This window comes from Methylobacterium sp. PvP105 (genome assembly GCF_017876975.1).
GTDB lineage: Bacteria > Pseudomonadota > Alphaproteobacteria > Rhizobiales > Beijerinckiaceae > Methylobacterium > Methylobacterium radiotolerans.
Genome location: NZ_JAGIPA010000001.1, coordinates 5,931,578 through 5,957,500, shown reverse-complemented (window position 1 = coordinate 5,957,500; position 25,923 = coordinate 5,931,578). Strand labels below are relative to the sequence as shown.

Below are 25,923 nucleotides of genomic sequence, written 5' to 3'. Positions count from 1 at the left end.
CGGCCGGCACGCAGGCGCTCGCCCGCCGCGTCGTCGACCTGATCGGCCGGACCTACATGGTGGAGGGCCATCTCCTGACGATCGGCGCCAGCGTCGGCGTGGCGCTCGCCCCCGCGGACGGGACCGACGCCGACCGGCTCCTGAAGAACGCCGACCTCGCCCTCTACCGGGCCAAGCTCGACGGCCGCGGCACCTACCGGTTCTTCGAGCCGGAGATGGATGCCCGCATGCAGGCGCGCCGGAAGCTCGAGCTCGACATGCGCCAGGCGCTGGCCCGGCGGGAATTCCAGCTGCACTACCAGCCGCAGATGCAGCTCGCGAGCGGCACGCTGATCGGCTGCGAGGCCCTGATCCGGTGGCGCCATCCCGACCGCGGCCTGGTCTCGCCCCTCGACTTCATCCCGCTGGCCGAGGAGATCGGCCTCATCGTCCCGATCGGCGAGTGGGTCGTCCGGCAGGCCTGCCGCGACGCCGTGACCTGGCCGGACCCCATGTCGGTGGCGGTCAACGTCTCGCCCGCGCAGTTCAAGAGCGACCGCCTCGTGGAGACGATCATCTCGGCCCTGGCGGGTTCGGGGCTGCCGGCGCGGCGGCTCGAGGTCGAGATCACCGAGGGCGTGCTGCTGCAGGAGAACGACCGGACGCTCCAGACCCTGCACCGGCTGCGGGAGCTCGGCGTTCGCGTTTCCATGGACGATTTCGGCACCGGCTACTCGTCGCTCAGCTACCTGCGCTCGTTCCCCTTCGACAAGATCAAGATCGACCGGTCCTTCGTGAAGGATCTGACCAGCAAGCCCGACGGCGAGGCGATCATCCGGGCCATCGCGGGGCTGGGGAGGAGCCTCGGCATGACCACCGTCGCGGAGGGCGTCGAGACGTCCGAACAGATGCAGCGCATCCGGTTCGAGGGCTGCACCGACGTGCAGGGCTACCTGATCAGCAAGCCCGTTCCCGCCGAGGACCTGCGCCAGGTCTTCGCCGCCTTCCCGCAGGCCTGACTCCCCGCCCCTTCCGGACGCAAAGCCATGAGCGACCTCTACCGCCTCGTCTACGCCAGCAAGAACCTGCTCCAGGGCCCGGAGCCGGAGGCGATGGCCGCGGTCCGGCAGATCCTGGACGCGTCCCGGCGGAACAACGCCGCGCTGGACGTGACCGGCGCCCTGATGTTCAACGCGGGCGCCTTCGCGCAGGTGCTGGAGGGCCCGCGGCAGGGCGTCGAGGCGACCTTCGAGCGGATCCAGCGCGACCTGCGGCACGACGACGTCACGGTCCTGCAGTGCGGCCCGGCCGAGAGCCGCGGCTTCGCGAACTGGTCGATGGCGTTCGTGGGCGCGTCGCGCAGCGGTCAGGCCCGTTTCAGCGGCCTCGCGACCGAGAGCGGGTTCGACCTCGCGCGGCTCGACGGCGACCGGGTCTTCGCCATGCTGCACGGCCTCGTTCTCGAGGAGGAGGGCGTCCCGGCCGCCGAGACCGTCGCCGCCGCACCCGTCCCTCCGGAGACCGTCCCTCCGGAGACCGTCCCCGAGCCGCGCGCGGCGTCCGGGCTCGACGTCGCGCAGGTGCGCGCCGAGATCGCGCGGCTGCGCCCGGAACCCGCGCCGCCGGTCGCCGCGCCGCCGCCTCTCGCGCCGCCGTCTGCCGCCCAGGACCGGACGCCGCCGGTCGAGCCGGCCCCGCGCCGACCGGCCGGGACGCGCGGCGCGACCGAGGCCGCCCTCAGCGTGCTCAAGGCGGCGCTGGCGAGCGAGCGGCAGCGCACGACCGACCTGCGGGCGGAGATCGACACCCTGCGCGTCGCGCTGGCCGCCTCCGAGGACCGCCTCGGGGCGCTGCGCGACGAGAGGGACCTGTGGGCCGGGCGGGCCGGCCTGCTCGCCCGCGCCCTGGCGCAGGAGGCCGACGCTGTGTGCGCCGCCGCACCGGTCGAGGCGGGCGACCGGCCCCCGGCGCGTCACGGGACCCGCGCCGCCTGAAACCGCCGCGGCGGGCGGGCGAAGAGGCGTCATCGTGACCGACTCCGAGGGACTCGATGACGCTGCTGCACGACCTCACGGGCGCGCCCCCCGGCATGACCGGGCGTGCGCTGCTCCTGCGCCTGTCCGCCATCGGCGCGGTGCTGGCCGGGACCGCCGGCACCTTCGCGTATGCCGGCGGCTGGCTCTCGCCCGGCCTGCTCACGCCGGCCCGGATCATCGACCGTTTCGAGCAGGTGAACGGGCCGCATCCCGGCTTCCGGCGCAATCACGCCAAGGGGATGTGCGTCGCGGGCCGCTTCACGGGCAGCGGCGCGGGCGCGCGCCTGTCGAAGGCGGGCGTGTTCGCTGCGGGACGCGTGACGCCGGTCGAGGGGCGGGTGGCGCTGGCCGGCGGACAGCCCTACGCGGCCGACGCCGCCGCCACCGTGCGCAGCCTCGCCCTGCGCTTCCGGCTGCCGGACGGCGAGGAGTGGCGCACCGGCATGAACAACATCCCGGTCTTTCCGGTGCGCACGCCCGAGGCCTTCTACGCGCAGCTCCTCGCGGCCAGGCCCGATCCCGCCACCGGCAGGCCGGATCCGGAGCGCCTGAAGGCCTTCTTCGCGGACCATCCGGAGAGCGCGAAGGCCGCCGCGCTGATCAAGGCCCGGACCGTGACCGCGGGCTTCGCCGACAGCACCTACTGGAGCCTGAACGCCTTCCGGTTCGTCGCCGCGGACGGCGGCACCCGGCCGGTGCGCTGGGCCCTCGTCCCCGACCCGGTGCCGGCGGTCGACGCCGCGCCGGGCGACCGGAACGCCCTGTTCGACGCGTTCGCCGCGCAGCTCGCGCAGAACCCGCGGCACTGGCACCTGATCGTCACGCTCGGCCAGGCCGGCGACCCCACCGCCGACGCGACGCTGCCCTGGCCCGCCGACCGCGCGACGGTGGATGTCGGCACCCTGACCCTCACGGCGGCGACGCCGGAGGCCGCCTCCACCTGCCGGGACATCAACTTCGATCCGCTGGTGCTGCCGGACGGCATCGCGCCGAGCGACGACCCGCTGCTGAGCGCCCGGTCGGCGGCCTACGCGCAATCCGTCACCCGCCGCGCCGGCGAGACCAAGACGCCGAGCGCCGTGACCGGGGCCGCCATCCACGGAGCCGCCCTGTGACGGAGACCGCCCGCTTCAACCGGCCCGCGCGCCTGCTCCACTGGACCATGGCGGCGCTGATCCTGGCGATGCTGCTCATCGGCGCCGCCATGGTGACCTCGCTCGCCGATTACAGCACCCTCGTGGCCCTGCACCGGCCGCTCGGGATCCTGATCCTGCTGCTCGCCGGGCTCCGACTGGCGAATCGCTGGCGCCACGCGCCGCCGCCGCTGCCGGCGAATCTTCCGGTCTGGCAGAGGCGCGCGGCCCACGGCTCGCACATCCTCCTCTACGGCCTCATGCTGGCCATGCCGCTGATCGGCTGGGCGATGCTGTCGGCGGCGCGCTATCCCGTGATCCTCGCCGGCCCGGTGGTCCTGCCGCCGATCCTGCCGCCGGACCCCATGCTGTACGCGGCCCTGCGCCGGCTCCACACCGCGCTGGCCTACGGGCTGTTCGCCCTGATCCTCGCGCATCTGGCGGCGGCGCTGCTGCACGCGCTGATCCACCGGGACGGGGTCTTCGCCAGCATGGCACCCTGGCGGTCGAGGCCGGCCGGGACGGCCGCGCCCCCGAAACGGCGCTCTCGTTCTCTTGAAAGTCTGATCCGTTCTCCATAAAGAACGCACGCCCCGGTCGGACGGGGCGGGCGATCTCTGCGTGGAGGACGAGGCGATGTCAGAGGGATTAGCGGCGCGTACCGTCGCGGCGGCCAACGGCGTGGCCCAGGACGCGGCCTTCGGCGCGGTGATCGCGCCGATCCACCTGTCGACGACCTTCAAGTTCCCGGCCTTCGAGCAGCCCGGCCCCTACGATTACTCGCGCCTGGGCAACCCGACCCGGGACGCCCTCGCCGACACGATCGCCAAGCTCGAGGGCGGCGCCCGCGCCGTCCTGGTGGCGAGCGGCATGGCGGCCCTCGACCTCGCCCTGTCGAGCCTGCGGCCCGGCGATCTCCTGGTCGCGCCGCACGATTGCTACGGCGGGACGCACCGCCTGCTCAGCTTCCGCGCGGAGCGGGGCCATTACCGCGTCGCCTTCGTCGACCAGACCGATCCGGACGCGCTGGCGGCGGCCCTGGCCCAGGGGCCGAAGGTCGTGCTGATCGAGACGCCCAGCAACCCGCTGATGCGCGTGGTCGATGTCCGGCGCATCACCGCAGACGCGAAGGCGGCCGGCGCGCTGGCTGTGGTGGACAACACCTTCCTGTCGCCCGCCCTGCAGCAGCCGATCGCCCTCGGGGCGGATCTGGTCGTCCATTCCACCACCAAGTTCCTGAACGGCCATTCCGACGTGATCGGCGGGGCCGTGATCGCCGCCGACAAGGCGGTGGGCGAGGACCTCGCCGCCTGGGCGAACACGATCGGCGTCACCGGCTCGCCCCTCGACGCCTACCTGACGCTCCGGGGCCTGCGCACCCTGTTCGTGCGGGTGGAGCAGCAGCAGCGCAACGCCGCCGCCCTGGCGGCCTTCCTCGACGCCCATCCGGCGGTGGCCCGGGTGCATTATCCCGGCCTGCCCACGCATCCGGGGCACGCCCTGGCCAAGGCGCAGCAGGCAGGCTTCGGGGCGATGCTGAGCTTCGAGCTGGCCGGCGGCCGCGCGGCGGTGAAGACCTTCGTCGAGGCCCTGCGGGTGTTCACGCTGGCCGAGTCGCTCGGCGGCGTCGAGAGCCTGATCGCCCATCCGCCGACCATGACGCACGCGGCGATGGACCCGGAGGCGCGCGCCATCGCGGGCATCACCGACGGGCTGCTGCGCCTGTCGGTCGGCCTGGAGGCGGAGGCCGACCTGCTGGCCGACCTGTCGCGGGCCTTCCAGGCCCTGGACGGCTGACCCGGCCGGTCACTCCTCCTCGACCACGCTGAACCCGGACTCGTCCTCGACCACCCGGAAACGGGCGAGCTGCACGGTCCGGGAGCGCTCGGCCGCCTCGTCGCGGCACTTGTCGACATGGGCGGCGCGGTTGACCACCTGCAGGTTCGGCGCGCCCCAGTAGCCGAGGAGCTCCGGCCAGGGCGCGTCGCGGTGCTCGCGCCAGACCCGGTAGAGCGGCAGCAGATGGTCGACCTCGGCCGTCTTCAGCAGGCGCTTGCCGGTGGTGGTGCAGCGGTGGCGCTGGCGCAGCTTCAGCGCCCGGACCTGGGCGTGCGGCGCGATCCAGAACTTCCAGGCCGCCACACAGGCCGCGTGCCAGCCGGCATTGGTGTTGGGCGCGCCGCGCGCCCAGAGATCCCGGTGCCAGCCGAACCGGTAGACCGGCTGGCCGCAGATGCAGCAGGCGCCCCGGCCGCGGGCGAAGGCCGGGTCGCGGAAAGGGGCCGGCGGCAGGCGGAAGCTCCCGGCCCGGCCCGCGCCGCCGAGCTGCCAGCTCCAGCCCTCCGGTGTCCCGGAGCGGGCCGCCAGCGCCCGGGCGAGCCGGTCGGCCCGGAGGATGTGGTTGCGCCAGTAGCTCTCGACGGCGAGCCGCGGCGTCGGCGGGATCAGGGGTCGCGCGAGGGCGTGCTGCAGGACCGGCACTGGGAAGACCGCCGGCAGGGCCTTCTCCAGCCGTTTCCGCGCCTGCACGTTTCGGAGGGTGCGCCAGCTCGATGTCGTCATGCCGGACCGGTGGTAACCCGGCGGCCGCGGCGCCGCGACGGCACCGCTGCAACAGCGGTCCGGTCCCGCGCGGGCGGCCCTCAGGGTTAAGAAAATGTTTCCCGTGAAACATCGCGCGGTCCGGCAGGTCCGGCGCGGCCGGCCCTGCTCAGAGGTCCACCGCCATCGACAGCAGGTAGGTGCGCGGCGCGCCCTGGAAGAAGGTGCCGAACGAGGCGACGCCGGTCCAGTAGTGCGCGTCGGTCACGTTGAGGACGCTGGCCCGGAAGGTCGTCCGGCGCTCTGCGACCAGGGTCGTGTAGCGCAGGCCGAGGTCGAGGCGGGCCCAGTCGGGCAGCGCCTGGGTATTCGCGAGGTCGACGAACTGCCGCCCCGTATAGATGACCGCGCCGTTGAGCGTCAGGCCGGGTAACCCGGGCAGGTCCCACTCGGCGCCCAGGCTCGCCTGGACCTCCGGCACGCCGATCGGCCGGTGCCTGCGATTGACGGCGAGCGCTGTCCGGACGAGGCGTCCGTCCAGCAGGGTGACGCCCCCGACCACCCGCACCTGCGGGATGATCTCGCCGAACAGGCTCAGCTCGAGCCCGCCGACGCGCTGCTCGGCCGTCGCCGCGAAGCGCCCCTGCGGCCCGAGTTCGCCCGCGGGCTTCGTGATCCGGAACGCGCCGAGCGTGGCGCCGAACCGGCCGAGATCGAGCTTCACGCCCGCCTCGACCTGCCGGGCCACGTAGGGCGCCAGGATCGTGCCGGAATTGGTCGCCACCGCCGGGGCCACGTCGCCGCGGCTCAGGCCCTCGATGTAGTTGCCGTAGAGCGAGACCGAGTCCCAGGGCCGCACCACGAGGCCGACCATCGGGGTCGTGGCGCTCCTGTCGTAGGACGAGGCGAGCGTGCCGACATTCGACACGTAATTGTGCGCCTCAACGCGCTGGCGGCGCACGCCCAGGGTCAGCAGGACGCGCTCGTCGAGGGCCGATAGCGTGTCGGCCACCGCGATCCCCGACAGGGTGCTGTCGGACAGGCGGGGCCGGCCGACGCCGTAGATCGGCGCGATGTACGGGACGAGGGCCGGCGCGTAGAGGTTCGACAGGTAGGCGCCCCGGCCAGGCGAGAACCGCCGTGCCGTCGCCTCGTCGTACACGGAGCCCTGCACCGTCAGGGCGTGACGGATGACGCCGGTCTCGAACCGGGCCCGGACGCCGCCGTCGTAGGTCAGCCGGTCGACGCCCAGCGCGTAGAATTGCGGCGTGCTGGTCGTGTCGCCGCGGCCGTTGAGGATCGTCGGCGCCGACTGGAAGTAGCGCTCGACCCCGGTCTGCCCGCCGCCGACATCCGCGAACAGCGTGACCTGGTCGGTCAGGTCGTACTCCGTACGCAGCAGGCCGCCGCGATCGTCGACGTCCGAATACTCCCAGGGCTGGGTCAGGTTCAGGCGGCCGTCGGGCGCCCGCGGCACGGGCACGCCGGCCCGCAGGAGGAACGGGCGCAGCGGCGCGTCGAAGCGGTCGGTCTGCGCCAGCAGGTAGAGCCACGCGCGGAACCGGTCGCCTTGGTAGTCGAGGGCCAGGGCCCCGACGCCGGTCGTCTCGGTCTGGCGGTCGAAGGGCGTGGCGCCGCCGTGCAGGCTGCCGACGACGCGGGCGCCCCATTCCCGGCCCGGACCCCAGCGGCGGGCGACGTCGACCTGGCTGCCGCCCCAGGCGGACGAGCCGTAATCCAGGGTGACGCGCGTCAGGTCCGCCCCGGCGCGCTTGGGGACGATGTTGACCACGCCGCCGACCGCGCCGTTCGGCGACACCCCCGTCAGGGCGGCGGACGGCCCCTTCAGGACCTCGATGCGCTCCACGTAGTCGGTGAAGATGCGGAAGCTCGGGGCGATGCCGTAGAGCCCGTCGAAGGCGACCTCGCCGCTGGTGTTCTCGTTGGCCGGGAAGCCCCGGATGGAGAAGGAGTCGAACGGCGCCCCCGTGGTCTGGGTGGCGCGCACCGACGGGTCGAGGACCAGGGTCTCGGACAAAGTCCGCGCCTGCCGGTCCCGGATGAGCGTGTCGGTGTAGCTGGCGATGCTGAAGGGTGCCTTCTGCGTCTCGGTATCGCCCAGCAGGCCGAGGCGCCCGCCCCGCGCCACCTGACCGCCGGCATAGGCCGGCATCGGGCCGCGCGGCGCGGCCGCACCCTCGACCGAGAGTTCGCCGAGCTGGACATCCCGGCCGGCCCCCGCCTCCTCCGCGCGGGCGGCGTGCGGCCCGGAACCGACGAAGCCCAGCAGGACGGCCATCGGGAGAACCGGCCGGGCCGCGCGCCGTCGGCGCCGGGTCCGCGCGGAAACAGGTATTGAGAAGTCGTGGGACCGCATTGTCGCGACGGAGGCTCCGAATCACGGAGCAAGGCAGCAAATATCTCTACAGATGTCAAAAATACATTTGGAGTAATTACAATTACAGCCGCCGCGCGCGGGACGGATCTGGAGGACCGATATTGAACACGTTCTATACTGACCTCATACGCCGAACGACATCTTTATCAGTGCCTCGGCCATCGTCGCACGGTCGAGCCGGCGATTTCGCGGAAGGCGAGGCCGGATCTCGGCCGAGGCGCGCGGCCGGGATCGTCGGGCCGGGCGGGGCGCGACCCGGCCGCGATCGGGTATGGATCGCGCGTCCGAGCGGGTCGCCGCGGCGGGGACCGGGGCGCCCGGTTGCCAGGGTTGCCCACCCCGCCTAGACGGGCCCGGCGCGAAACTTGCCCGTCACCCCTCCTCTTGTGCAGAGGTTTTCCCGTGATCACCGGTCCGTGCCTCATCGTCCAGCCGATCCACGCGGCGGGCCTCGACCGGTTGCGCGCGGCCGGGCTGGAGCCGCGCCCGGCGAGCGGGACCGATTCCGAGACGCTGGCCCGCGAGGTCGCCGACTGCGTCGCCGTCATCACCCGCAACACCGGCTTCCCGGCCCGCGCCATCGCGGCGGCGCCGGCCCTGCGGGTGATCGGCGTGCACGGCACCGGCACCGACCACGTCGCCACCGCCGAGGCGACCGCGGCCGGGATCGTGGTGGTCAACACGCCCGGCGCCAACGCCGTCTCGGTGGCCGAGCAGACGCTGGCGCTGATCTTCGCCCTGGCCAAGGCCCTGCCGGAGGCCGACCGCTCGGTCCGGACCGGCGACGACAGCTTCAAGTTCACCGCCCGGCTGATCGAGCTCGCCGGGCTGACGCTGGGTCTCGTCGGCTTCGGGGCGATCGGGCAGGCGACCGCCCGGCTCGCCGCCGCCCTGGGACTGCGGGTACTGGCCTACGGCCCGAGCCGCCCGGACGCCGACTTCGCCAATGCCGGCGCCCTGCGGGCCGCCTCGGTCGACGCGCTCCTGGCGGAGGCCGACATCGTCTCCCTGCACGTGCCGCTGACAACGGGCACCCGCGGCCTGATCGGTCGGGACCAGCTCGCCCGGATGAAGCGGGAGGCCTTCCTGATCAACACCAGCCGCGGCGGCCTGATCGACGAGGCGGCCCTGGTGGAGGCGCTGGAGGCCGGCACGATCGCGGGCGCCGGGCTCGACGTCTTCGCCCAGGAGCCGCTGCCGGTCGACCACCCGCTGGCCCGCCAGCCCCGGGCGATCCTGACGCCCCATGTCGGCGGCTCCACCGGGGCGGCCCTGATCCGCACCGCCGAGACCGCCGCGACCCGCGTGGTCGACGTCCTCGCCGGCCGGCGGCCGGGCGGGCTGGTCAACCCGGATGTCTGGGAGCGGCGCCGCGCGCCGTGACACCCTGAGACCGGGGACCGCCGCGGGCCGCGCGACGGGCCTCCGACCAACACCCTCATCCTGAGGTGCCCGCCTCGGCGGGCCTCGGAGGGGAGGCTCCAGGGATCGCGCTGGCCTCTGGAGGCCTCCTTCGAGGCTTCCGCCTCGCTCCAGCACCTCAGGATGAGGGAGCGGGCGGGAGGGCCGCGCTCCCGACATCCCCGCCCCCGGCGGATCACGCCCTTTCGTCCGGACCGCGACCGCCCGCCGCGCACCGTGTCATGCAATCGTCGCAGACGGGCCGGAAAGCCACCCGCTGCATCCGAGGCCAGAGAGGGCTCCATGGACTTCCACCGCCGCTTCACGGTCCTGATGTGCGCCCCGGCCTTCGACCCGGACGATCTCGAGGGCGCGCGCGTCAACCAGATCGTCGCGGCCGTGGAGCAGCGCGGCTTCGAGGTGGTGCGCGCCCGGCGCGTCGAGGACGCGGCCATCGCGGTCCAGACCGACGCGGCGGTCGGCTGCCTCGTGGTCGACTGGGGCAAGCGCGGCCTCGACGGCAAGGCGGCCGCCCTCATCGACATGATGCGCCGGCGCGGCCTGGAGATGCCGATCGTCATCATGGTCCGCCGCAAGCGGCTGGAGGACATCCCGGTCGAGCTCCTCGACTTCATCGACGGCTACATCTTCCTCGCCGAGGAGACGCCGGAATTCATCGCCCGCGGCCTCGTCAGCCGGGTCACGCAGTACGCCGAGACCCTCAAGACGCCGTTCTTCGGCGCGCTCGTCGACTACGCCGAGAAGGGCAACCAGCTCTGGACCTGCCCGGGCCACAACGGCGGCATCTTCTACAACCGGTCCCCCATCGGCCGGATCTTCGTGGAGCACCTCGGCGAGGCGATCTTCCGCGACGACCTCGACAACTCGGTCCTCGACCTCGGCGACCTGCTGACCCACGAGGGCCCGGCGCTGAAGGCCCAGAAGGAGGCCGCCAAGATCTTCGGGGCGGAGAAGACCTACTTCGTCCTCAACGGCACCTCGGCGTCCAACAAGATCGTCCTGTCCTCCCTGGTGGCGGAGGACGACCTCGTCCTGTTCGACCGCAACAACCACAAGGCGGCCCACCACGGCGCCCTGTTCCTGGGCGGCGGCATCCCGATCTTCCTGGAGACGGACCGCAACGCCTACGGGCTGATCGGGCCGATCTTCCATGAGGCCCTGGATGAGACCCGGATCCGCGAAAAAATCCGCCGCAACCCGCTGGTGACCGATCCGGAGGCGTGGCGCCGGGAGCGGCCGTTCCGCGTCGCGGTGATCGAGCAGTGCACCTACGACGGCACGATCTACGACGCCCAGGAGATCCTGGAGAAGATCGGCCACCTCTGCGACTACATCCTGTTCGACGAGGCCTGGGCGGGCTTCATGAAGTTCCACCCGCTCTACGCAAGGCGCTTCGCCATGGGGCTGACGGGCCTCGACGAGACCTCGCCCGGCATCGTCGCCACGCAGTCGACCCACAAGCAGCTCGCGAGCTTCAGCCAGGCCTCGCAGATCCACACCCGGGACGGCCATATCCGCGGCCAGACCCGGCGGGTGGAGCACAAGCGGCTCAACGAGAGCTTCCTCGTCCACGCCTCGACCTCGCCCTTCTACCCGCTCTTCGCCTCCCTCGACGTCGGCGCCCAGATGATGAAGGGGCGCTCCGGCATGATCCTGTGGGACGACACGATCCGCCTCGGGATCGAGTGGCGCAAGAAGGTCCGGGCGATCCGGCGCGAGTTCGAGGAGAACGAGCGCGACCCTGCCCGGCGCTGGTTCTTCGACCCGTTCGTGCCGGACGTGACGGTGAACGCCGACGGCGCCGAGGTGCCGTGGGAGAGCGTGCCGACCGACGAGCTCGCCGCGACGCCGCGCCACTGGGAGCTGAAGCCGGGCGCGCGCTGGCACGGCTTCAGCCACGTGGCGCCGGGCTACGCCATCACCGACCCGAACAAGCTCACCGTGCTGACCCCCGGCTTCGACCGGCACACGGGGGCCTACGCCCAGCACGGCGTGCCGGCGCCGATCGTGGCGCAATACCTGCGTGAGAACCGGATCGTCGCCGAGAAGAACGACCTGAACTCGCTGCTCTTCCTGCTGACCCCGGGGGTGGAATCCTCCAAGGCCGGCACGCTGATCTCGGGCCTCGTCGCCTTCAAGCGGCTCCACGACGACAACGTCGCGCTGGAGGAGGCCATGCCGGAATTCGTCAACCGCCGGCCGAACCGCTACCGCGGCGTGCGCCTGCGCGACCTCTGCGGCGAGTTCCACGCCTTCCACCGGGAGGCCGGCACCTCCGCACTGCAGCGGCGCCAATTCGCCCCCGAGCACCTGCCCGAGATGGTGATGCCGCCCAAGAAGGCCGCCCAGCTGCTGACCCGCAACACGGTCGACTACGTGCCGATCGCCGAGGCCGAGGGGCGGATCGCCACCACGCTGATGCTGGTCTACCCGCCGGGCATCGGCACGGTTCTGCCGGGCGAGCGCCTGGACGAAAGGGCCAAGCCCATGCTCGACTATTTCAAGATGTTCGAGGCCTCCGCCAACCTGTTCCCGGGCTTCGAGGCCGAGATCCAGGGCGTCTACCGCGAGGTCGACCCGGACGGGCGGATCCGCTTCCACACCTACGTGGCGCGGGAGGGGGTCTGATGGAGATCGAGGTCGAGACGCCCGGCCCGGTCCCGGCCCGGTCCTGCCCCGACATCGTCATCCGCCCGTCCTCGGACGCCGATGTCGAGGCGATGGTGGCGATCTACGAGCACCACATCAGCCGGGGCGTCAGCGACGTCGGCGTCGCCGAGGAGGACCGGCTGCTCCCCGACGACCTGAAGCGCCGGCGCAAGACCATGCGCAAGAAGCGCCTGCCGCACCTCGTGGCGGATCGCGACGGCGCGGTGGCGGGCTACGCCTACGCGGTGCCGTTCCGGAAGCGGCCCGCCTACCGCTACACGCTCAAGCACTCGATCTACGTGCATCCCGACCACCTCCATGCCGGGATCGGCCGGCGCCTGCTGCCGGCCCTGATCGAGGCCTGCGCGGCGGGCGGCTACCGCCAGATGATCGGCTACATCGACGCCGAGAACGCGGCCTCCCTGCGGCTCCACGAGGCCTGCGGGTTCGAGCGGGTCGGCTACCTGCGGGCGGTCGGCTTCAAGTACGGCCACTGGTCGGACAGCGTCATGGTCCAGCGGGCGCTGGGGACGGGCTCGGAGGACCGACCGGGGTAGCGGGCGCGCCGGGACGAGTCCGGGCGCCCGCGGGATTCGGACCGTCCGCCTGTCGCCGCGCGCGGCCCGCGTCAGTGTCCGACTGCCGGCCGCGCCGTCGCGACGATGTCGACCTCGACTCCGACGTCGAGCGCCACCCACTGGCCCGAGGCCCAGGCCCCCTGCCCGACCCCGAACTCGGTGCGGACGAGGCCGACGCGCCCCGCGGCGCGCGCGGTGTCGCCCGCCAGGGTCAGGTGGAACGGCAGCGTCACGGGCCGGCTCGTGCCGCGGATCGTCAGCGTCCCGATCGCCGCGTAGTCGCCCTGCCCCTTGTCGACGAAGCGGGTCGCCTCGAAGCGCGCCTCGCTCCCCGCCTTGACGTCGAACCAGTCCTTCTGCGGCAGGGCCTCGTCGCGCTGGACGTCGCCGGTCCGGGCGCTGGCGAGGTCGACCAGCACGAGCGCGTGCCCCGCCTCGGGCTTGGCGGGGTCGAGATCGATGTCGGCCTTGAACCGCTCGAACCGCCCGGTGAACGGCACGCCGACCTGCACGCCGGAGAACCGGATGGCGCTCTTGCCCGGATCGACCGCCCACTCGGCGGCCGCCGCCGGCAGGGTGGCGGCCTGGAGAGCTGCCAGCAGGCAGAGGTGACGCGCGTTCATCGGGTCGGCTCCACGGTCGGGGTGATCGACGTGCTGCGCCCCGGCAGCATGCGGCGCAGCACGTCGTCGCGCAGGAGGAGGTGGTGGCGCAGGGCCGCCGCCACGTGGATTGCGAGCAGAGCCGCCAGGAACCACGCCCCCAGGGCGTGGACCCGCTTCAGGACGCCCTCGGCGGCGGGGTCGGGGGCGAGGCCCGCCAGCGGCAGGTGCGGCCAGGGCACGATCCCGTAGAGCACCGTCGGGATGTTGAACGGCGACAGCGACACCACGGCCCAGCCGGTCAGGGGCAGCCCGACGAGGAGCAGGTACAGGAGGTGATGGGCCGCCGCGGCGGCCCGGCGCTCCCGCGCCGGCATCCCGGCCGGGTGCGGCGGCGGCCGGTGGGTCAGGCGCCAGAGGACGCGCAGGGCGGTCAGCGCCAGCACGGTGATCCCGACCGACTTGTGCCACTGATAGAGCTGGAACTGGCGCAGCGGCGCCAACCCCGCATGGGTCATGGTCAGGCCCAGACCGATCAGGACGAGCACGCCCAGCGCGCTCGCCCAGTGCAGCAGGATCGCCACGGCGGAGTACCGCCGCGCGGAGACCCCGTTCGCCATGGCGGATCCTCCCAGCTCAGTCCTGCTTCTCGAAGGCGCCCGCGATCGTGAGGTGCAGCTCGTCGCCGATCAGCGGCACGTAGGTCTTCACCCCGAACTCGGAGCGCTTGAGCGTGCCGGTGGCCTCGAAGCCGACCGTGTATTTCTTGCTCAGCGGGTTCACGCCGGCGCCGACCAGGGTGACGTCGAGCGTCACCGGCTTGGTCACGCCGTGCAGCGTCAGGTCGCCCGTCACCTTCGCGTGGTCCTTGCCGGCGGGCACGACCTTGGTGGACACGAAGGTCATGTCGGGGAACTTGGCGGCGTCGAGCCACTGGTCGCCCTTGAGCTCGTCGGTGAGCTTGGCGCTGGTCGTCGTCACCGAGGCGACCGGGATCTTCACCGACAGCTTGGCGGCGGCCGGGTTCTTCGGCTGCAGCTCCAGCGTGCCGGACACGTCCGAGAAGCCGCCCGCGTAGTTCGAGAAGCCCATGTGGGAGACCCGCCAGCCGACCTGGGTGTGGCCGGGGTCGACCGCGTAGGTGCCGGCCTGGATCTGGGCGGGGTCGCGGGTCGGCGGTGTCTGGGCCAGCACCGGGGTGGCGACCGGGGTGGCGACCAGCAGGGCCAGAAGGCCGGAGGCGAGAATCGACTTCAAGGGTGTCTCCTGCAGAGCAGACGGCCGAGCGCGAGTCGCTGCGCCGCAGCCGCCGTGTAGACCCGTTCACGGCACCGGTTGAGCCTGCTATCCGGAACCCCATGGTTGCGAGAACGGAAACCTTCCGGGGCGGGCTCGACGATGTGCGGGCTTTCTGCGCCGTCGTGGATCTCGGCACGGTGACGGCCGCCGCAGCGACTCTGCAGGAAACCAAGGGCAGCGTCAGCCGGCGGATCTCCCGCCTGGAGCAGGCGCTGGGCGTCCGGCTGATGGCGCGAACCTCCCGGGCGGTGTCGCCGACCGCCGAGGGCCTCGCCTTCTACGCCAAGGCGCAGGACAGCCTGACGCTCCTCGACGAGGCGGCCGAGACCGCCCGCGACGCCCGCACGGTGCCGGCGGGGCACCTGCGGATCACGACCTCGATCGATTTCGGGATCGAGGTGATGCCCGAGATCGTCGCGAGCTTCCGGGCCGCCTACCCGCAGATCACCGTGGAGATGCTCAACACCGACGCGCGGCTCGACCTCGCGGCCAACCGGATCGATCTCGCCCTGCGGCTGGGCGGCGCGGAGGAGACCGGCTACCGCGCGATGGTCCTCGCGACCCTGGCGCTGGCCCTCTACGCCGCCCCCGCCTACCTGGAGCGCCGCCCGGCCCCGGCGGACCTCGCCGACCTGCGCGACCACGACCTGATCCTCGCCCGGGAACGGATCGGCACGGCCGGGCTGACCCTCTCCGACGGCCGGGGCCGCACGGAGCCGCTGTCCCTGAGCCCGGCGATCCGGGTCAGCGACTTCGCGACCGCGCTCCGTCTCACCCTCGCGGGCGCCGGGATCGGCCACCTCCCGAGCCTCGTGGCCGCCCGGGCCGTGGAGGCCGGGCAGATCGTGCGCGTGCTCGGCCCGTGGGCGACCCGCAGCAGCACCTTGCGCGCCGTCACCCTGGCCGGGCGCGAGCTGCCGGCCCGTGTCCAGGTCTTCCGCGAGCATGTCCGGGCCGTCCTGGCGTCGCGGGGATGCCGCCGTGACAGCGCGGAAACTCACACCGAATACAGATAAACCGATTTATTTATCTGTATCAACGCTCTACATAGGTCTATATCGCTAAAGTTTTACCGGACATCGTAGTGCCCGGTTGAGGGGCCGCATCGCACCATGCGCGCGGCGGCAAGCGCGGCCGCACGGCCAGTGCCCCGCGGAGTCCGGCCCGCAGCGCGTCACGTCTGGATATCGGTCATGTCCCTCCGCAGCAGGTGCCTGCGCCCCTTCGTGTTCGCCGGGATCCTGGCCCTGGCCGGGGCGGGTATCGGCCTCGAGACGGCCCGGGCCTCGCTCCCGGCCGCGACCCGGATCGTGCTGCAGAAGGCGGGCCGGTACATGCCGACCGACCTGTACCTGCGCCGCGGCGACACCATCGCCCTGCGCAACGGCGACGCGCGCCTGACCCACCACGCCTTCATCGAGGCGGAGCGGTTCTCGTTCGATGCCGGCGCTCAGGAACCCGGCGCCGAGACGCGGCTGACGCTGGTCGAGCCGGGCGATTTCGTCATCCAGTGCGGCATTCACCCGAAGATGAAGCTCACCCTCCACGTCGAGTAGGAATTCGGGCCCTGGGACCGGCTCAGCCGTCCCGGCCTAAGCCGAGGCCGCGGATGATGTCGCCGATCGGATCGATCTTCTGCGACGGGGCGGCCACCGGCGCGGTCTGCGGCGCGGCGGCCGCCGGCCGGTCGGATTCCGCGGTGCGGACGACCGAGGCGTGGCGGAGGCGTGCTGCCCGATGGACGCCGCGCTCCGTTCCCTTCGCGCGGTGCGCCGCGGTCTTGCGCGGCGGCTCGGCCGGGCGCGCCATCTCGGCGGGGAGCGGTGCGGCCGGCATGGCTGTGGCCGGGACGGCCGCCGCCACCCGCGGCGCCGGGACGGCCGCCAGCGCGCCGGTGGTCTCCGGCGCGGCCAGCTTGGCCGGCGGATCGACCCAGGCGCTCTGCGTGACCGGTGCCGCGTCCGTCACCGCCGGACGTGCGGGGCGCGTCTGCACCTCGTAATTGCCCGGATGCAGAATATGCGCGGCCGCCACCAGCCCGAATACGGCAACGGCAGTGGTCCCGAGGGTGGAGCGATAGTGTTCCATGGCGGAAAAACGTACCGCCAAGCTCCGAGTTCCGCTCGGGCGACACGTCGCCGAACCGACCGCGTCGCGGGTCGGACGGCGCGAACAAAAAAGGCCACTCCCGAAGGAGCGGCCCGAAGTCTAGGGAGGAAACGCCCAAGAAGGGCAGCGGGATCGCGACGCCATCGCCATCCCGCAATGCAAACATAGATTGCCGCATTGCGGCATGCAATGGATCGGGCGGCGCGGAGGCATGCATATGTGCCCGGGTCCGACCGCGCGGCCATGCGAATTCCGCATGATGCCGCGCGGGGGCCGCGAGGGCGTCGACCGCGCGGCGCGCGTCACCCTTCGAGCGGACCTGAAATCGGGCCGCGCGAGGAACGGGTCTAGGCGCCGCCGGCCCGACCGTCCTGGCCGATCAGGCGCTCGATCTCGGCCTCCGCGACGGCGCGCGCCGCGTGCTCGGACGTGTGAGGGCGGTACGACCCCCGGACCAGCTTGCCGCGGTCGCGGATCGCCCAGGTGAAGCGGCCGGGATCATGCCGGCTCGGCCTGACCTCGACCGTGTAGAGATGCCCGCCCGTCGCACCCATGCCGGGAATGTGCGTGAGCCTCCCGCGCCGGGACAGGGGGTGCGACCGTGCGCGGCAGCCCCGGCCGGCGGAGCCGTTCCGGGTCGGGGCGGGGGCGCGATCGCCGAGCCCGGGCCGTCCGCCGCGCGGAGCCCCTTTCCCGCGCGGCACAGGGGCGTGGCGGGGTTGCCCGGACCGGAGACGCTCGTGGTCCGGACCGCCGCGGCACGCTCGAGGGCCGCCCTAGCGCGCCGGCCGCCGCCGGCCCTGGGCCGGACCGCGCGGTCCGGAGCCGCCCGCCGCCCGGTCGTCGCTCCGGCGCTGGTCCCCCTGGCCCGGGCCTTCGGCCCGCCCCTCGGTCCGGGTCCCGAGCCAGACCACGTGCTTCGGGCCGCTGCCCCGGCCGCTCGCGTGCACGCGCTGCTCGTCGACCGCGAAGCCGGAGCGCTGCAGGCGGCTCTTGAACTTCCGGTCCGGGGCGCCCGACCAGACGCCCAGGATGCCGCCCGGCCGCAGGGCCCAGCGGGCGCGCTTGAGGCCCCAATTGTCGTAGAGCCGGTCGTTCGCCTTGCGCATCAGCCCCTCCGGGCCGTTGTCGACGTCGAGCAGGATCGCGTCGTAGCGCTCCGGGCCGGCCTGGATCAGGCGGTTGACGTCGGCCTCCTGCAGGTCGACCCGCGGATCGTCGAGGCAGCCGGCGAAGACGTGGGCGAGCGGCCCCCGGGCCCAGGCGACCACGGCGGGCACCAGCTCGGCCACCACCACCTGCGCCTCCGGCCCGAGGCCTTCGAGGGCCGCCCGCAGGGTGAAGCCCATGCCGAGGCCGCCGATCAGGATCCGGGCCCGGGGCCGGTCCCGGAGCCGCGCGCAGGTCATCGCCGCGAGCGCCACCTCCGAGCCGCTGCGCCGGTTGTTCATCAGCTCGATCGTGTCGGCCATGATGGCGAACTCGTCGCCGCGCCGCATCAGGCGCAGGTCGGTGCCGCCGCCGGGCACGGACCCGGTATCGAGATGAACCCAGGGTATCACGCGCGCGTCCTCGGTTGCCGGCGCCCTGTCGTGCGGGCGGCGGAGGGATCGCGGCGGGAGCGGGGCGGCGCGCGGGCCCGGCAGTGCGCGCCGCGCAACCCCCCGCCCGGCACCGCGCCTTGCCGCGACCGATTCCGGCGGCGTATCAGCACCTATGGCCAAGCGCATCAAGTCGAGACCGCAGGAGCGGGGCTCCGTTCTGTTCGATATCGTCTTCACGGACGGGTCCCGGGCCTCGAACCGGCGCGTGCCGGCCGAGATCCTCGGCGGCCTCGACGGCGACGAGCCCGCCCGGCAGCTCATCGAAGAGCAGGAGGAGGAGATCGCCCGCAAGGCCGGACGGCCGGGACGCGCGATCGAGAGCCTGACCCGCTCGCCGATCGTCAAGCCGAAGCCGGTCGCCTGATCGGGGCAGCCTGAGGCGGCCGGGACGGGCCTGGGGCGGTCAGGCGCTCTCGGCCAGCCGGCGCGCGACCTCCTCGCGCAGGGCCTCGTTCATCGCGGCGAACCGGGCCTGCATGCGCGTCCGCAGCCACGGGAACAGGCCGGGGGCGAGCAGGCCCGCGACGGTCTCGGCCTGGACGAGGCGGACGCCGTCGGCGGTCTCGGCGATCCGGACCTCGTGCTCGCCGATGAGCAGGGGCGGCGTCGGGATACCGCCGCGCCACGCGAGCCGCCGGCCGGGCTCCCAGCAGGTCACCGTCACCTCGCGCGCCCGGTAGGCGCGGCCGTTCAGGGTCCGCTCCAGGCGCCAGCGCGCGCCCTCGCGCAGGCGGCCCTCCGCCTTGCGGATGTACGGGTTCCACGCCGGGTAGGAATCCAGATCCGTCAGCACCGACCAGACCAGTCCGGCCCGCGCGGGGATCGCGATCTCCGTGCTGCTGATCCGAGCGCCCGTCATCCGTCCCTCCCGGCGATCCGGCGACCGTTCGCGCCGGCCGCTCACGCCCTCCGAGAACGCGCACCGCCCACCCTTCGGTTCAGACCGCGATCCGGCCGGCGCGCCGGGCGCGGCTCAGACCGCGCCCTCGACCACCTCCAGCGCCCGCAGGATGGCGAAGCCGATCCGCTCGGCCTCGGCCTCCGCGTCGGCGGGGAGCAGCGCCACGGTCTCGACCCCCGGCTCGTCCTCGGGACCGACCACGATCCGGATGACGTCGCCCTCGACCGCCGACGGGTCGTGGATCAGGCCGACCCGGTGGCCGGCCCCCGTGCCGAAGACGCGCAGGGGCGCCTGAACCGGATCGGGCTCCGGCGCCGGATTGCGGGGGACGCCGAAGGCGGGGCGGATGACGTTGTCGTCGGACATGCGAGAACCCAGTCTCCGTTCGTGCGCGCTCGGCGGCGCCGCGCTCAGGCCTGCCCGGCCCGAGGACCGGCGAGGCCCGCCGTCGCCAGCACCGCGTCGGCCAGGACCTCCAGACCGGCCCCGGCCCAGCCCGGCGTGATGCTCTCGGCCTCGTTGTGGCTGATCCCGCCGTGGCAGGGGCAGAACACCAGGGCCGCCGGCACCGCGCGGGCGCAGTAGACGGCGTCGTGGTAGATCGCGGTCGGCATCCGCGTCCAGGCATGGCCCCGCGCCTCGGCCGCCGCCTGGACGCGGTCCACCAGGACCGGGTCGAACGGGGTCGGCGGCGCCCGCCAGAACTCCGCGACCTGGACGGCGACGCCGCGCTCCGCCGCCAGGGCGTCGGCCCGGGCCCGGATCTGCGCGCCCATCGCCTCCAGCTGCGCGGTGTCGCCGTGGCGGGTGTCGAGGCTGAACCAGACCCGGCCGGGCGTGATGTTGCGGCTCGCCGGCTCCGCCCGCAGCACGCCGACGGTGGCGCGGCCGCGCTCCCCGCCCGCGCCGACCGCCGCCTCCGCGATGCCCTCCAGCGACGCGATCAGCGCCGCCGCGGCCATCATCGCGTCGCGCCGGCCCGCCATGGGGCTGCCGGCATGGGCCTCCTCGCCGAGCACCGTGATCTCGTACCAGATCTGGGCGAGCGCCCGGTCGACCACCCCGATGGTGAGGCCCGCATCCTCCAGGCGCTTGCCCTGCTCGATGTGGAGCTCGAAATAGGCGCCGATCTCCCGCAGGGCGGCCGGGTCCGCCGTCCCCTGCCAGCCGATGCGCCGCAGTTCGTCGCCGAAGGCGTGGCCCGCGAGGTCCCGGGTCGCCAGGATGTCGGCCTCCGGGACGATGCCCATGGCGACGCCGCTGCCGCTCATCGGCGGCGCGAAGCGCGCGCCCTCCTCGTTGCACCAGTTGATCAGCAGGAGCGGCGCCTCGGTCTCGATCCCGGCCTCGTGCAGGGCGCGCATGATCTCCAGCCCGGCGAGCACGCCGAGCGGCCCGTCGAACTTGCCCCCGGTGGGCTGGGTGTCGAGGTGGCTGCCGATCGCCACGGGCCTGCGGCTCGGATCCCGCCCGGGACGGCGGAAGATCATGGTGCCGACCCGGTCCACGGTGAGCGTCAGCCCCACCGCCTCGCCCCAGCGCCGGAACAGGGCGCGCCCCTCGGCGTCGCGGTCGGTCAGGGCCTGCCGGTCGTTGCCGCCGTTGGGCAGCGCGCCGATCCGGGCGAGGTCCATCAGGCTGGCCCAGAGCCGGTCCTGCGAGAGCGGGAGATTGATGCGGTCCACCGTGCGGTCCATGGCGTCTCTGCTGCGGGCCTCTCGGCCGAATGCGTACCGGAAGGTGCAGGTTACGGCGCACCGGCAACCCGCACCAGGGCAGGCCCGGCGCGCGTCCCCGCTGTCGGGCGCCGCCGGCGCCGGGTGGCGCCCGGCGATCCACGGGCAGAAGTGCGGATTTCCGCCGGATTGCGGCGTCTACCGATCATTTGTGATCGAATTGTCCGCAACGCGGCGCTCTGAATCCGGTCTTTGTGCCGAACCGGGGCGACGATGATTGTCGAGAACGGGATTGCCCGGAATCGAATGCTTGTCATCCGCAATGCAACCCGGTGGCGCGGGTCCGCGACGCCGTGTCAGAAGCCGATCGCGCAGCCGATCCTGGATCTCGGCGTTGTGAGCCGCATGTGCTGCGGATCAGTCTGTCCGCCACCATACAATCTCAGATTGTAGCCAGTTCGGAGGAGATTCCATGGCGCTGACTTCCACGGCAGCCGATGCCCTGCAGGCCGCCGGATTCGTCGGGGTCTGGGATACGGACGTCCGGGCCGGCCGGTCCGTGCTGGATTCGGGCGCGGCCTCGCTGATGGCGGGGGATCCGGGGCTCGCCGGGACACCGCTGCCGTTGGACGCCGCTCTCGGCCGCATCCACCCGGCGGACCGGGACTGGGTGTTCGGCCGGATCCGCCACGTCCGCCACACCGGCGGCCCGGTCTCCCTCGAATTCCGCGTCGTGACCGGGACTGGCGAGACCCGCTGGATCCTCAACCGCGGCTGCCTGTCGCCCGATTCGGACGGCCGGCTGCACGGGCGCGGCGCCTATATCGACGTCACGGACCTCCACCGGCACGGGATCCGGGCCGCGGTGGTCACCGGCAGCACGAACGGCGCCACGAGCGGCGCCACGAACGGCACGATGAGCGGGGCGGCGAGCGGGGCGGACCTGAACGCCGCGGCCGACCACGGCATCCAGATCCACGCGGCGCTGGAGCGCCACGGCGACCCCTATCTGCGGTCGGTCTCGGGGATGCTGCTCCTCGGGATCGGCCGCGCGCTGGCGCGGCGCGACCCCTGACAGGCCTTCCGGCTCAGGTCCGCCAGGGATGGGCCGGCAGCTCGGTCCGGCCGATGGCCTTGGCGCCGGCCTCCGCGACGGTGTGGTCGTTCTCCACCGTCGAGCCGCTGACCCCGATGGCGCCCGACATCACGCCGTCGGCATCGACGATCGGGATCCCGCCCGGGAAGGTGATCAGCCCGTCGTTCGAGTGCTCGATCCCGTAGAGCGGGCCGCCCGGCTGGGACAGCTGGCCGATCTGGCCGGTCATCATGCCGAAGAACACCGAGGTCTTGGCCTTCTTGTGGGCGATGTCGATCGACCCGACCCAGGCATCGTCCATGCGGTGGAACGCCTTGAGGTTCCCGCCGGAATCGACCACCGCGATGCACATCTGGGTGCCGAGCTCCACGGCCTTGGCGCGGGCGGCCGCGATCGCCTTCTCGGCCTGCTCGATCGTCACGTGCATGGGACACTCCCGTTCGCGTTGTTGGCGCGACAGCCTGTGGCGGTTTGAAGCGGTTGATGCAAGATCAACCGCAGATCGGCAGCGCCCTCGCCCGGCGCCGTCAGGCCGCACTCTCCCGGACGGCGCGGATGCGCTCCAGGAGGTCGGTCGCGAGCGCCGTGCAGGCGGCGGAATCCGGGCAGGGCCGCTTCCACACCACCCGCCCATCGCGCAGCACGATCCCCGCCTCGGCGGCCATCGCGGTCAGCGGCCGGTCGGGGCGCAGGTCGGCCGCGACGCCCTGCGGGCCGCCCCGGAGCCGGGCGACGCCCAGCGCGCAGCAGGCCGCGCGCAGCCGCGCGAGGTCGAACAGGGCGAGCACCGGCGCGGGGGCCGCGCCGAACCGGTCCTCGACCTCGCCGGCGAGCGCCTCGATCGCTTCGGCATCCTGCAGGCGCAGGAGGCGCGTGTAGAGGCTGAGGCGGATCTCGGGCTCGGGGACGTAGTCCTCGGGGATCCGGCTCGGCAGGCCGAGCTCGATCTCCGGGCTCCAATCCTCGGCGCGCTCGCCCTTGGCGGCGGTGAGCGCCAGCTGCAGGAGGTGCTGGTAGAGGCCGAGCCCCACGAGCTTGGCGTGCCCCGCCTGATCCTCGCCGACGAGGTCGCCGGCGCCGCGCAGGTCGAGGTCGCGGGCGCTGACCGCGAAGCCGGCCCCGAGGCGGTCGAGGGCCTCCAGGGCGCGCAGGCGCTGGAGCGCCGCCGCCGGCGTGGGCGCGGCCGGGTCGCTGAGCAGGTGGACGGTGCCGCGGCGCTGGCCGCGGCCGACGCGGCCCCGGAGCTGGTGGAGCTGCGCCAGCCCGAACCGGGCGGCCTCCCAGACCAGCATGGTGTTGGCCCGCGGCACGTCGAGGCCGCTCTCCACGATGGCGGTGGCGAGCAGGACGTCGCCGTCGCCCTCCGCGAACCGGACCATGACCTCGTCCATGGCGGAGGGCTTGAGATCCCCGTGCGCCACCAGGATGTCGAGGCCCGGCACGAGGGCCCGCAGGCGCTCGGCCATGGGGGCGATGTCCTCGATCCGCGGGCAGACCACGAAGCTCTGGCCGCCGCGCCGGTGCTCGCGGATGAGCGCCTCGCGGACCGCCTCGGCGTCGAAGGGCGCCACCACGGTCCGGACCGGCTGGCGCAGAGCCGGCGGCGTGGCGAGCACGCTGAGGCTCTGAAGGCCGACGAGCGCCGCCTGGAGGGTGCGGGGGATCGGCGTCGCGGTGAGCGTCAGCACGTGGCCGCCGTCCGCGAGGCGGCGCAGGTCGGCCTTCATCTTGGCGCCGAAGCGCTGCTCCTCGTCGATCACGGTCAGGCCGAGATCGGCGAACGCCACCCCGCCGCCGGCGAGGGCGTGGGTGCCGACCACCAGCCGGATCGTGCCGTCGGCGAGCCCCGCCTTGACGCGCTTGGCCTCGGCCGGGGCCACGAGGCGCGAGAGCTGCGCCACCTCCACGCCGAACCGGCCGAAGCGGCGGCGCAGGGTCTCGGCGTGCTGGCGCGCCAGCACGGTGGTCGGCGCGATCAGCGCCGCCTGCCTGCCGGAGAAGATCGCGGCCGCGAGCGCCCGCAGCGCCACCTCGGTCTTGCCGAAGCCGACATCGCCGCAGACCAGCCGGTCCATCGGGCGGCCGGAGGCGAGGTCGGCCATCAGCGCGTCGACCGCCGCCGCCTGGTCGGGGGTCGGGGCGAAGCCGAAGCCGGCGGCGAACCGCTCCATCTCGCTGGCCGGCGGCGCCAGGACCGGCGCCTCGGTCTCCCGGCGGGCCCGGGCGGCCTCCAGCATCAGGCGGGCGGTCCGCGCCATGGTGGCCTCGGCCTCCAGGCGGCGCCGGGGCCACGTGCCGCCGTCGAGCTTGTCGAGGGTGACGGCGTCGGGCTCCGACCCGTAGCGCCAGATCCGGTCGGCCTGCGTGACCGGCACCATCAGGATCGCGTCGCCGGCGAAGCGCAGGCGCAGGGCCTCGGAGGGCGCCCCGCCCTGCGTTGCCCCCGGCGCGGCACTCGGCGGGGCACTCGGCGCGGCACTCGGCGCCGAGACGGGCTCCAGCCCCTCGAACACGCACAGGCCGTGGTCCCGGTCGACCGCCACGTCGCCGGGGCGCAGGTCGACCTCGCCCATCGGCAGGATCGCCCGGGCGCCGCCCGTGACGGCGGCCTCCGGACCGAACAGGTCGGCGGCGGCGATCACGCTGGCGCCCTGCTCGGGCACCCGGAAGCCGGCCGCCAGCGGGGCCTCCAGGGCGAGGACGTCGCCGGGCGCCGCCTCGGCCACGTCGGCCCAGGCGTCGATCAGCCGGATCGGGCGCTCGGCGATCTTGCCCGCCTGGCGCACGAGGCGCCGGAGCGGCCGGACCGAGCCGGCGAGCACGACGACGTCGCCGGCCTTCAGCCGCGCGCGCAGGACCTTGGCGAAGGCCGTGCCGGGCCGGCGCTCCCCGGCGAAGCGCGGCATGGCGCGCGGCTCCCCGGCCGCCTCGGTGGCGGTGAGCCGGCCGTGGGCCGCCACGATGGCGCGCCACGCCTCCGGCGCCAGGTAGAGGCCGGCGCCGGGCCCCGCCGGCGCGTCGCGGCCCTTCATCCGGCCCCGCGCCTCGTCCATCTGCTCGAAGAACGCGTCGATCCGGGCCTGCGTGCCGTCCTCGACCGCGAGGCGCGCCTCGGGCACGTAGTCGAGGAGCGTCACGAGGCGCGGGTAGTAGCGGTCCAGGCGGTGCTCCTGCCCGGTGAACGGCTCGAAGCTCTGGCCGGAACCGGGCTCCAGGATGATCTCGGTGGCCGGGTCGATGACGAGTTCGTCGGCCTCCGCCACCGAGCGCTGCGAGATCGGGTCGTAGGAGCGGATCGCGGTGACGCGGCCCTCCGCGTGTTCGATCCGGCACGGCCGCGGCGCGGCGGCGGGGAACACCTCCACGGTGCGCCCGCGGACGGCGATCTCGCCCGGCTCGTCGACCCGCTCGTCGAGGATGTAGCCGAGGCGCTTGAGGTCGGCGGTGGCGGCCGCGACGTCGAGGGGGTCGCCGACCCGGAGCGTCACGCGGGCCGAGGCCCAGGTCTCCGGCGGCGGCACGCGCTGCACGAGGGCGGGGGCGGTCGTCAGAACGAAGTCCGGCAGCGCGTTCCGGTCGGTCAGCCAGCGCATCACGGCGGCCCGGGCGCCCATCGTCGCCCGCGACGGCGAGGCGTGGTCGAAGGGCAGGCAGTCCCACTCGGGATAGACCGCGACCCGCGCGTCGGGCTCCAGCGCCCGCAGGGTCGCGGCGAGATCCTCGAGGCGGCGGGCGTCCCGGGCGACGTGCACCACCGGCCCCGGCCCCTCGGCGAAGGCCAGGAGCGCGACCGCCAGGGCGCCGGTGGGCATCAGCGGCGCGTCCTCCAGCCCCTGCTGGGCGCCCGCCTTCGTCCTGCGCTTGGCCATGCCTGATCCGAACCCATCCCGTGTGAGCCGG

Annotated in this window: 25 protein-coding genes (1 of these 25 running past the window's edge); 12 read left to right on the top strand and 13 right to left on the bottom strand. The window is 73.6% G+C overall.

Annotated elements, in window-relative coordinates; all coding sequences use genetic code 11:
• The 5 genes in view from J3A75_RS29000 to metB are tightly spaced (at most 56 nt apart) and all read left to right on the top strand, a layout consistent with a single transcriptional unit that may run on beyond the window.
• Positions 1-998, top strand: the 3' portion of a protein-coding gene (locus tag J3A75_RS29000) for a putative bifunctional diguanylate cyclase/phosphodiesterase (RefSeq protein WP_012321332.1). Its footprint begins 727 nt before the window's first position; only the last 998 of its 1,725 coding nucleotides appear in the window; its start codon lies off the left edge, out of view; its stop codon occupies positions 996-998.
• 27 nt (positions 999-1,025) lie between these two features.
• Positions 1,026-1,973: a BLUF domain-containing protein gene (locus J3A75_RS28995; RefSeq protein ID WP_058607382.1), complete on the top strand. Its 948-nt coding sequence runs from the start codon at positions 1,026-1,028 to the stop codon at positions 1,971-1,973.
• A 56-nt stretch (positions 1,974-2,029) separates the two neighbouring features.
• On the top strand, positions 2,030-3,130 hold the full coding sequence (locus tag J3A75_RS28990; protein WP_071000148.1) for a catalase family peroxidase: 1,101 nt from the start codon (positions 2,030-2,032) through the stop codon (positions 3,128-3,130).
• The gene (locus J3A75_RS28985) at positions 3,127-3,729 is read left to right on the top strand and encodes a cytochrome b (RefSeq protein ID WP_029358620.1); all 603 of its coding nucleotides are present in this window, start codon (positions 3,127-3,129) and stop codon (positions 3,727-3,729) included. Before J3A75_RS28990 ends, J3A75_RS28985 begins: the two co-directional genes overlap by 4 nt.
• A gap of 55 nt (positions 3,730-3,784) precedes the next feature.
• On the top strand, positions 3,785-4,945 hold the full coding sequence (metB, locus tag J3A75_RS28980) for a cystathionine gamma-synthase (RefSeq protein ID WP_071000741.1): 1,161 nt from the start codon (positions 3,785-3,787) through the stop codon (positions 4,943-4,945).
• 9 nt (positions 4,946-4,954) lie between these two features.
• On the opposite strand, the gene J3A75_RS28975 is transcribed toward metB, so the two are convergent.
• The gene (locus tag J3A75_RS28975) at positions 4,955-5,710 is read right to left on the bottom strand and encodes a hypothetical protein (protein ID WP_024828806.1); all 756 of its coding nucleotides are present in this window, start codon (positions 5,708-5,710) and stop codon (positions 4,955-4,957) included.
• Between the two features lie 148 nt (positions 5,711-5,858).
• Positions 5,859-7,988 (bottom strand): TonB-dependent receptor, encoded by a 2,130-nt coding sequence (locus J3A75_RS28970; protein ID WP_209650849.1) that lies wholly within the window; start codon positions 7,986-7,988, stop codon positions 5,859-5,861.
• A gap of 501 nt (positions 7,989-8,489) precedes the next feature.
• On the opposite strand from J3A75_RS28970, the gene J3A75_RS28965 reads away from it, so the two are divergent.
• The 3 genes from J3A75_RS28965 to J3A75_RS28955 all read left to right on the top strand — a co-directional run bounded on the left by J3A75_RS28965 (position 8,490) and on the right by J3A75_RS28955 (position 12,715).
• On the top strand, positions 8,490-9,470 hold the full coding sequence (locus tag J3A75_RS28965; protein ID WP_071000146.1) for a hydroxyacid dehydrogenase: 981 nt from the start codon (positions 8,490-8,492) through the stop codon (positions 9,468-9,470).
• A 321-nt stretch (positions 9,471-9,791) separates the two neighbouring features.
• Positions 9,792-12,137: an Orn/Lys/Arg decarboxylase N-terminal domain-containing protein gene (locus J3A75_RS28960; protein ID WP_024828809.1), complete on the top strand. Its 2,346-nt coding sequence runs from the start codon at positions 9,792-9,794 to the stop codon at positions 12,135-12,137.
• Positions 12,137-12,715 carry a GNAT family N-acetyltransferase gene (locus J3A75_RS28955; protein WP_012321323.1) on the top strand — a complete coding sequence of 193 codons (579 nt, stop codon included), beginning with the start codon at positions 12,137-12,139 and terminating at the stop codon, positions 12,713-12,715. Before J3A75_RS28960 ends, J3A75_RS28955 begins: the two co-directional genes overlap by 1 nt.
• Before the next feature lie 71 nt (positions 12,716-12,786).
• Here J3A75_RS28955 and J3A75_RS28950 read toward each other — a convergent pair whose 3' ends face one another.
• Genes J3A75_RS28950 through J3A75_RS28940 form a run of 3 tightly spaced genes read right to left on the bottom strand, consistent with a single transcriptional unit; the run spans position 12,787 to position 14,595 of the window.
• Positions 12,787-13,359 carry a YceI family protein gene (locus tag J3A75_RS28950; protein WP_012321322.1) on the bottom strand — a complete coding sequence of 191 codons (573 nt, stop codon included), beginning with the start codon at positions 13,357-13,359 and terminating at the stop codon, positions 12,787-12,789.
• Complete coding sequence (locus tag J3A75_RS28945) at positions 13,356-13,958, bottom strand: cytochrome b (protein WP_071000145.1); 603 nt, start codon at positions 13,956-13,958, stop codon at positions 13,356-13,358. The genes J3A75_RS28950 and J3A75_RS28945 overlap by 4 nt, the downstream gene beginning before the upstream one ends.
• 16 nt (positions 13,959-13,974) lie before the next feature.
• Positions 13,975-14,595 carry a YceI family protein gene (locus tag J3A75_RS28940; RefSeq protein ID WP_012321320.1) on the bottom strand — a complete coding sequence of 207 codons (621 nt, stop codon included), beginning with the start codon at positions 14,593-14,595 and terminating at the stop codon, positions 13,975-13,977.
• 101 nt (positions 14,596-14,696) lie between these two features.
• Between J3A75_RS28940 and J3A75_RS28935 the strand changes: the two genes are divergently transcribed.
• Together J3A75_RS28935 and J3A75_RS28930 are read left to right on the top strand one after the other, a co-directional pair.
• Positions 14,697-15,653 carry a LysR family transcriptional regulator gene (locus tag J3A75_RS28935; RefSeq protein WP_012321319.1) on the top strand — a complete coding sequence of 319 codons (957 nt, stop codon included), beginning with the start codon at positions 14,697-14,699 and terminating at the stop codon, positions 15,651-15,653.
• Between the two features lie 177 nt (positions 15,654-15,830).
• On the top strand, positions 15,831-16,193 hold the full coding sequence (locus J3A75_RS28930) for a hypothetical protein (protein ID WP_012321318.1): 363 nt from the start codon (positions 15,831-15,833) through the stop codon (positions 16,191-16,193).
• Positions 16,194-16,215: 22 nt separating this feature from the next.
• Here J3A75_RS28930 and J3A75_RS28925 read toward each other — a convergent pair whose 3' ends face one another.
• The 3 genes from J3A75_RS28925 to J3A75_RS28915 all read right to left on the bottom strand — a co-directional run bounded on the left by J3A75_RS28925 (position 16,216) and on the right by J3A75_RS28915 (position 18,308).
• Positions 16,216-16,725: a hypothetical protein gene (locus J3A75_RS28925; protein ID WP_043074575.1), complete on the bottom strand. Its 510-nt coding sequence runs from the start codon at positions 16,723-16,725 to the stop codon at positions 16,216-16,218.
• 368 nt (positions 16,726-17,093) lie between these two features.
• On the bottom strand, positions 17,094-17,300 hold the full coding sequence (locus J3A75_RS28920; RefSeq protein ID WP_012321316.1) for a hypothetical protein: 207 nt from the start codon (positions 17,298-17,300) through the stop codon (positions 17,094-17,096).
• 222 nt (positions 17,301-17,522) lie between these two features.
• Complete coding sequence (locus J3A75_RS28915; RefSeq protein WP_012321315.1) at positions 17,523-18,308, bottom strand: spermidine synthase; 786 nt, start codon at positions 18,306-18,308, stop codon at positions 17,523-17,525.
• Between the two features lie 154 nt (positions 18,309-18,462).
• Between J3A75_RS28915 and J3A75_RS28910 the strand changes: the two genes are divergently transcribed.
• A complete protein-coding gene (locus J3A75_RS28910) occupies positions 18,463-18,714 on the top strand; it encodes a hypothetical protein (RefSeq protein ID WP_012321314.1) in 252 nt (83 codons plus the stop codon).
• 39 nt (positions 18,715-18,753) lie between these two features.
• Here J3A75_RS28910 and J3A75_RS28905 read toward each other — a convergent pair whose 3' ends face one another.
• The 3 genes from J3A75_RS28905 to J3A75_RS28895 form a co-directional block, all read right to left on the bottom strand.
• Positions 18,754-19,209, bottom strand: a complete 456-nt coding sequence (locus J3A75_RS28905; RefSeq protein WP_043074574.1) for an SRPBCC domain-containing protein — start codon at positions 19,207-19,209, stop codon at positions 18,754-18,756.
• Between the two features lie 114 nt (positions 19,210-19,323).
• The gene (locus J3A75_RS28900) at positions 19,324-19,617 is read right to left on the bottom strand and encodes a hypothetical protein (protein WP_012321312.1); all 294 of its coding nucleotides are present in this window, start codon (positions 19,615-19,617) and stop codon (positions 19,324-19,326) included.
• Between the two features lie 44 nt (positions 19,618-19,661).
• A complete protein-coding gene (locus J3A75_RS28895) occupies positions 19,662-20,948 on the bottom strand; it encodes a Zn-dependent hydrolase (protein ID WP_012321311.1) in 1,287 nt (428 codons plus the stop codon).
• 451 nt (positions 20,949-21,399) lie between these two features.
• Here J3A75_RS28895 and J3A75_RS28890 point away from each other — a divergent pair, with 451 nt between their 5' ends.
• Entirely contained in the window at positions 21,400-22,002 is a 603-nt protein-coding gene (locus J3A75_RS28890) for a PAS domain-containing protein (RefSeq protein WP_012321310.1), read from the top strand.
• 13 nt (positions 22,003-22,015) lie between these two features.
• On the opposite strand, the gene J3A75_RS28885 is transcribed toward J3A75_RS28890, so the two are convergent.
• A complete protein-coding gene (locus tag J3A75_RS28885) occupies positions 22,016-22,450 on the bottom strand; it encodes a GlcG/HbpS family heme-binding protein (protein WP_012321309.1) in 435 nt (144 codons plus the stop codon).
• 100 nt (positions 22,451-22,550) lie between these two features.
• Entirely contained in the window at positions 22,551-25,892 is a 3,342-nt protein-coding gene (locus tag J3A75_RS28880) for a DEAD/DEAH box helicase (protein ID WP_107645313.1), read from the bottom strand.
• Between the last annotated feature and the right edge of the window lie 31 nt (positions 25,893-25,923).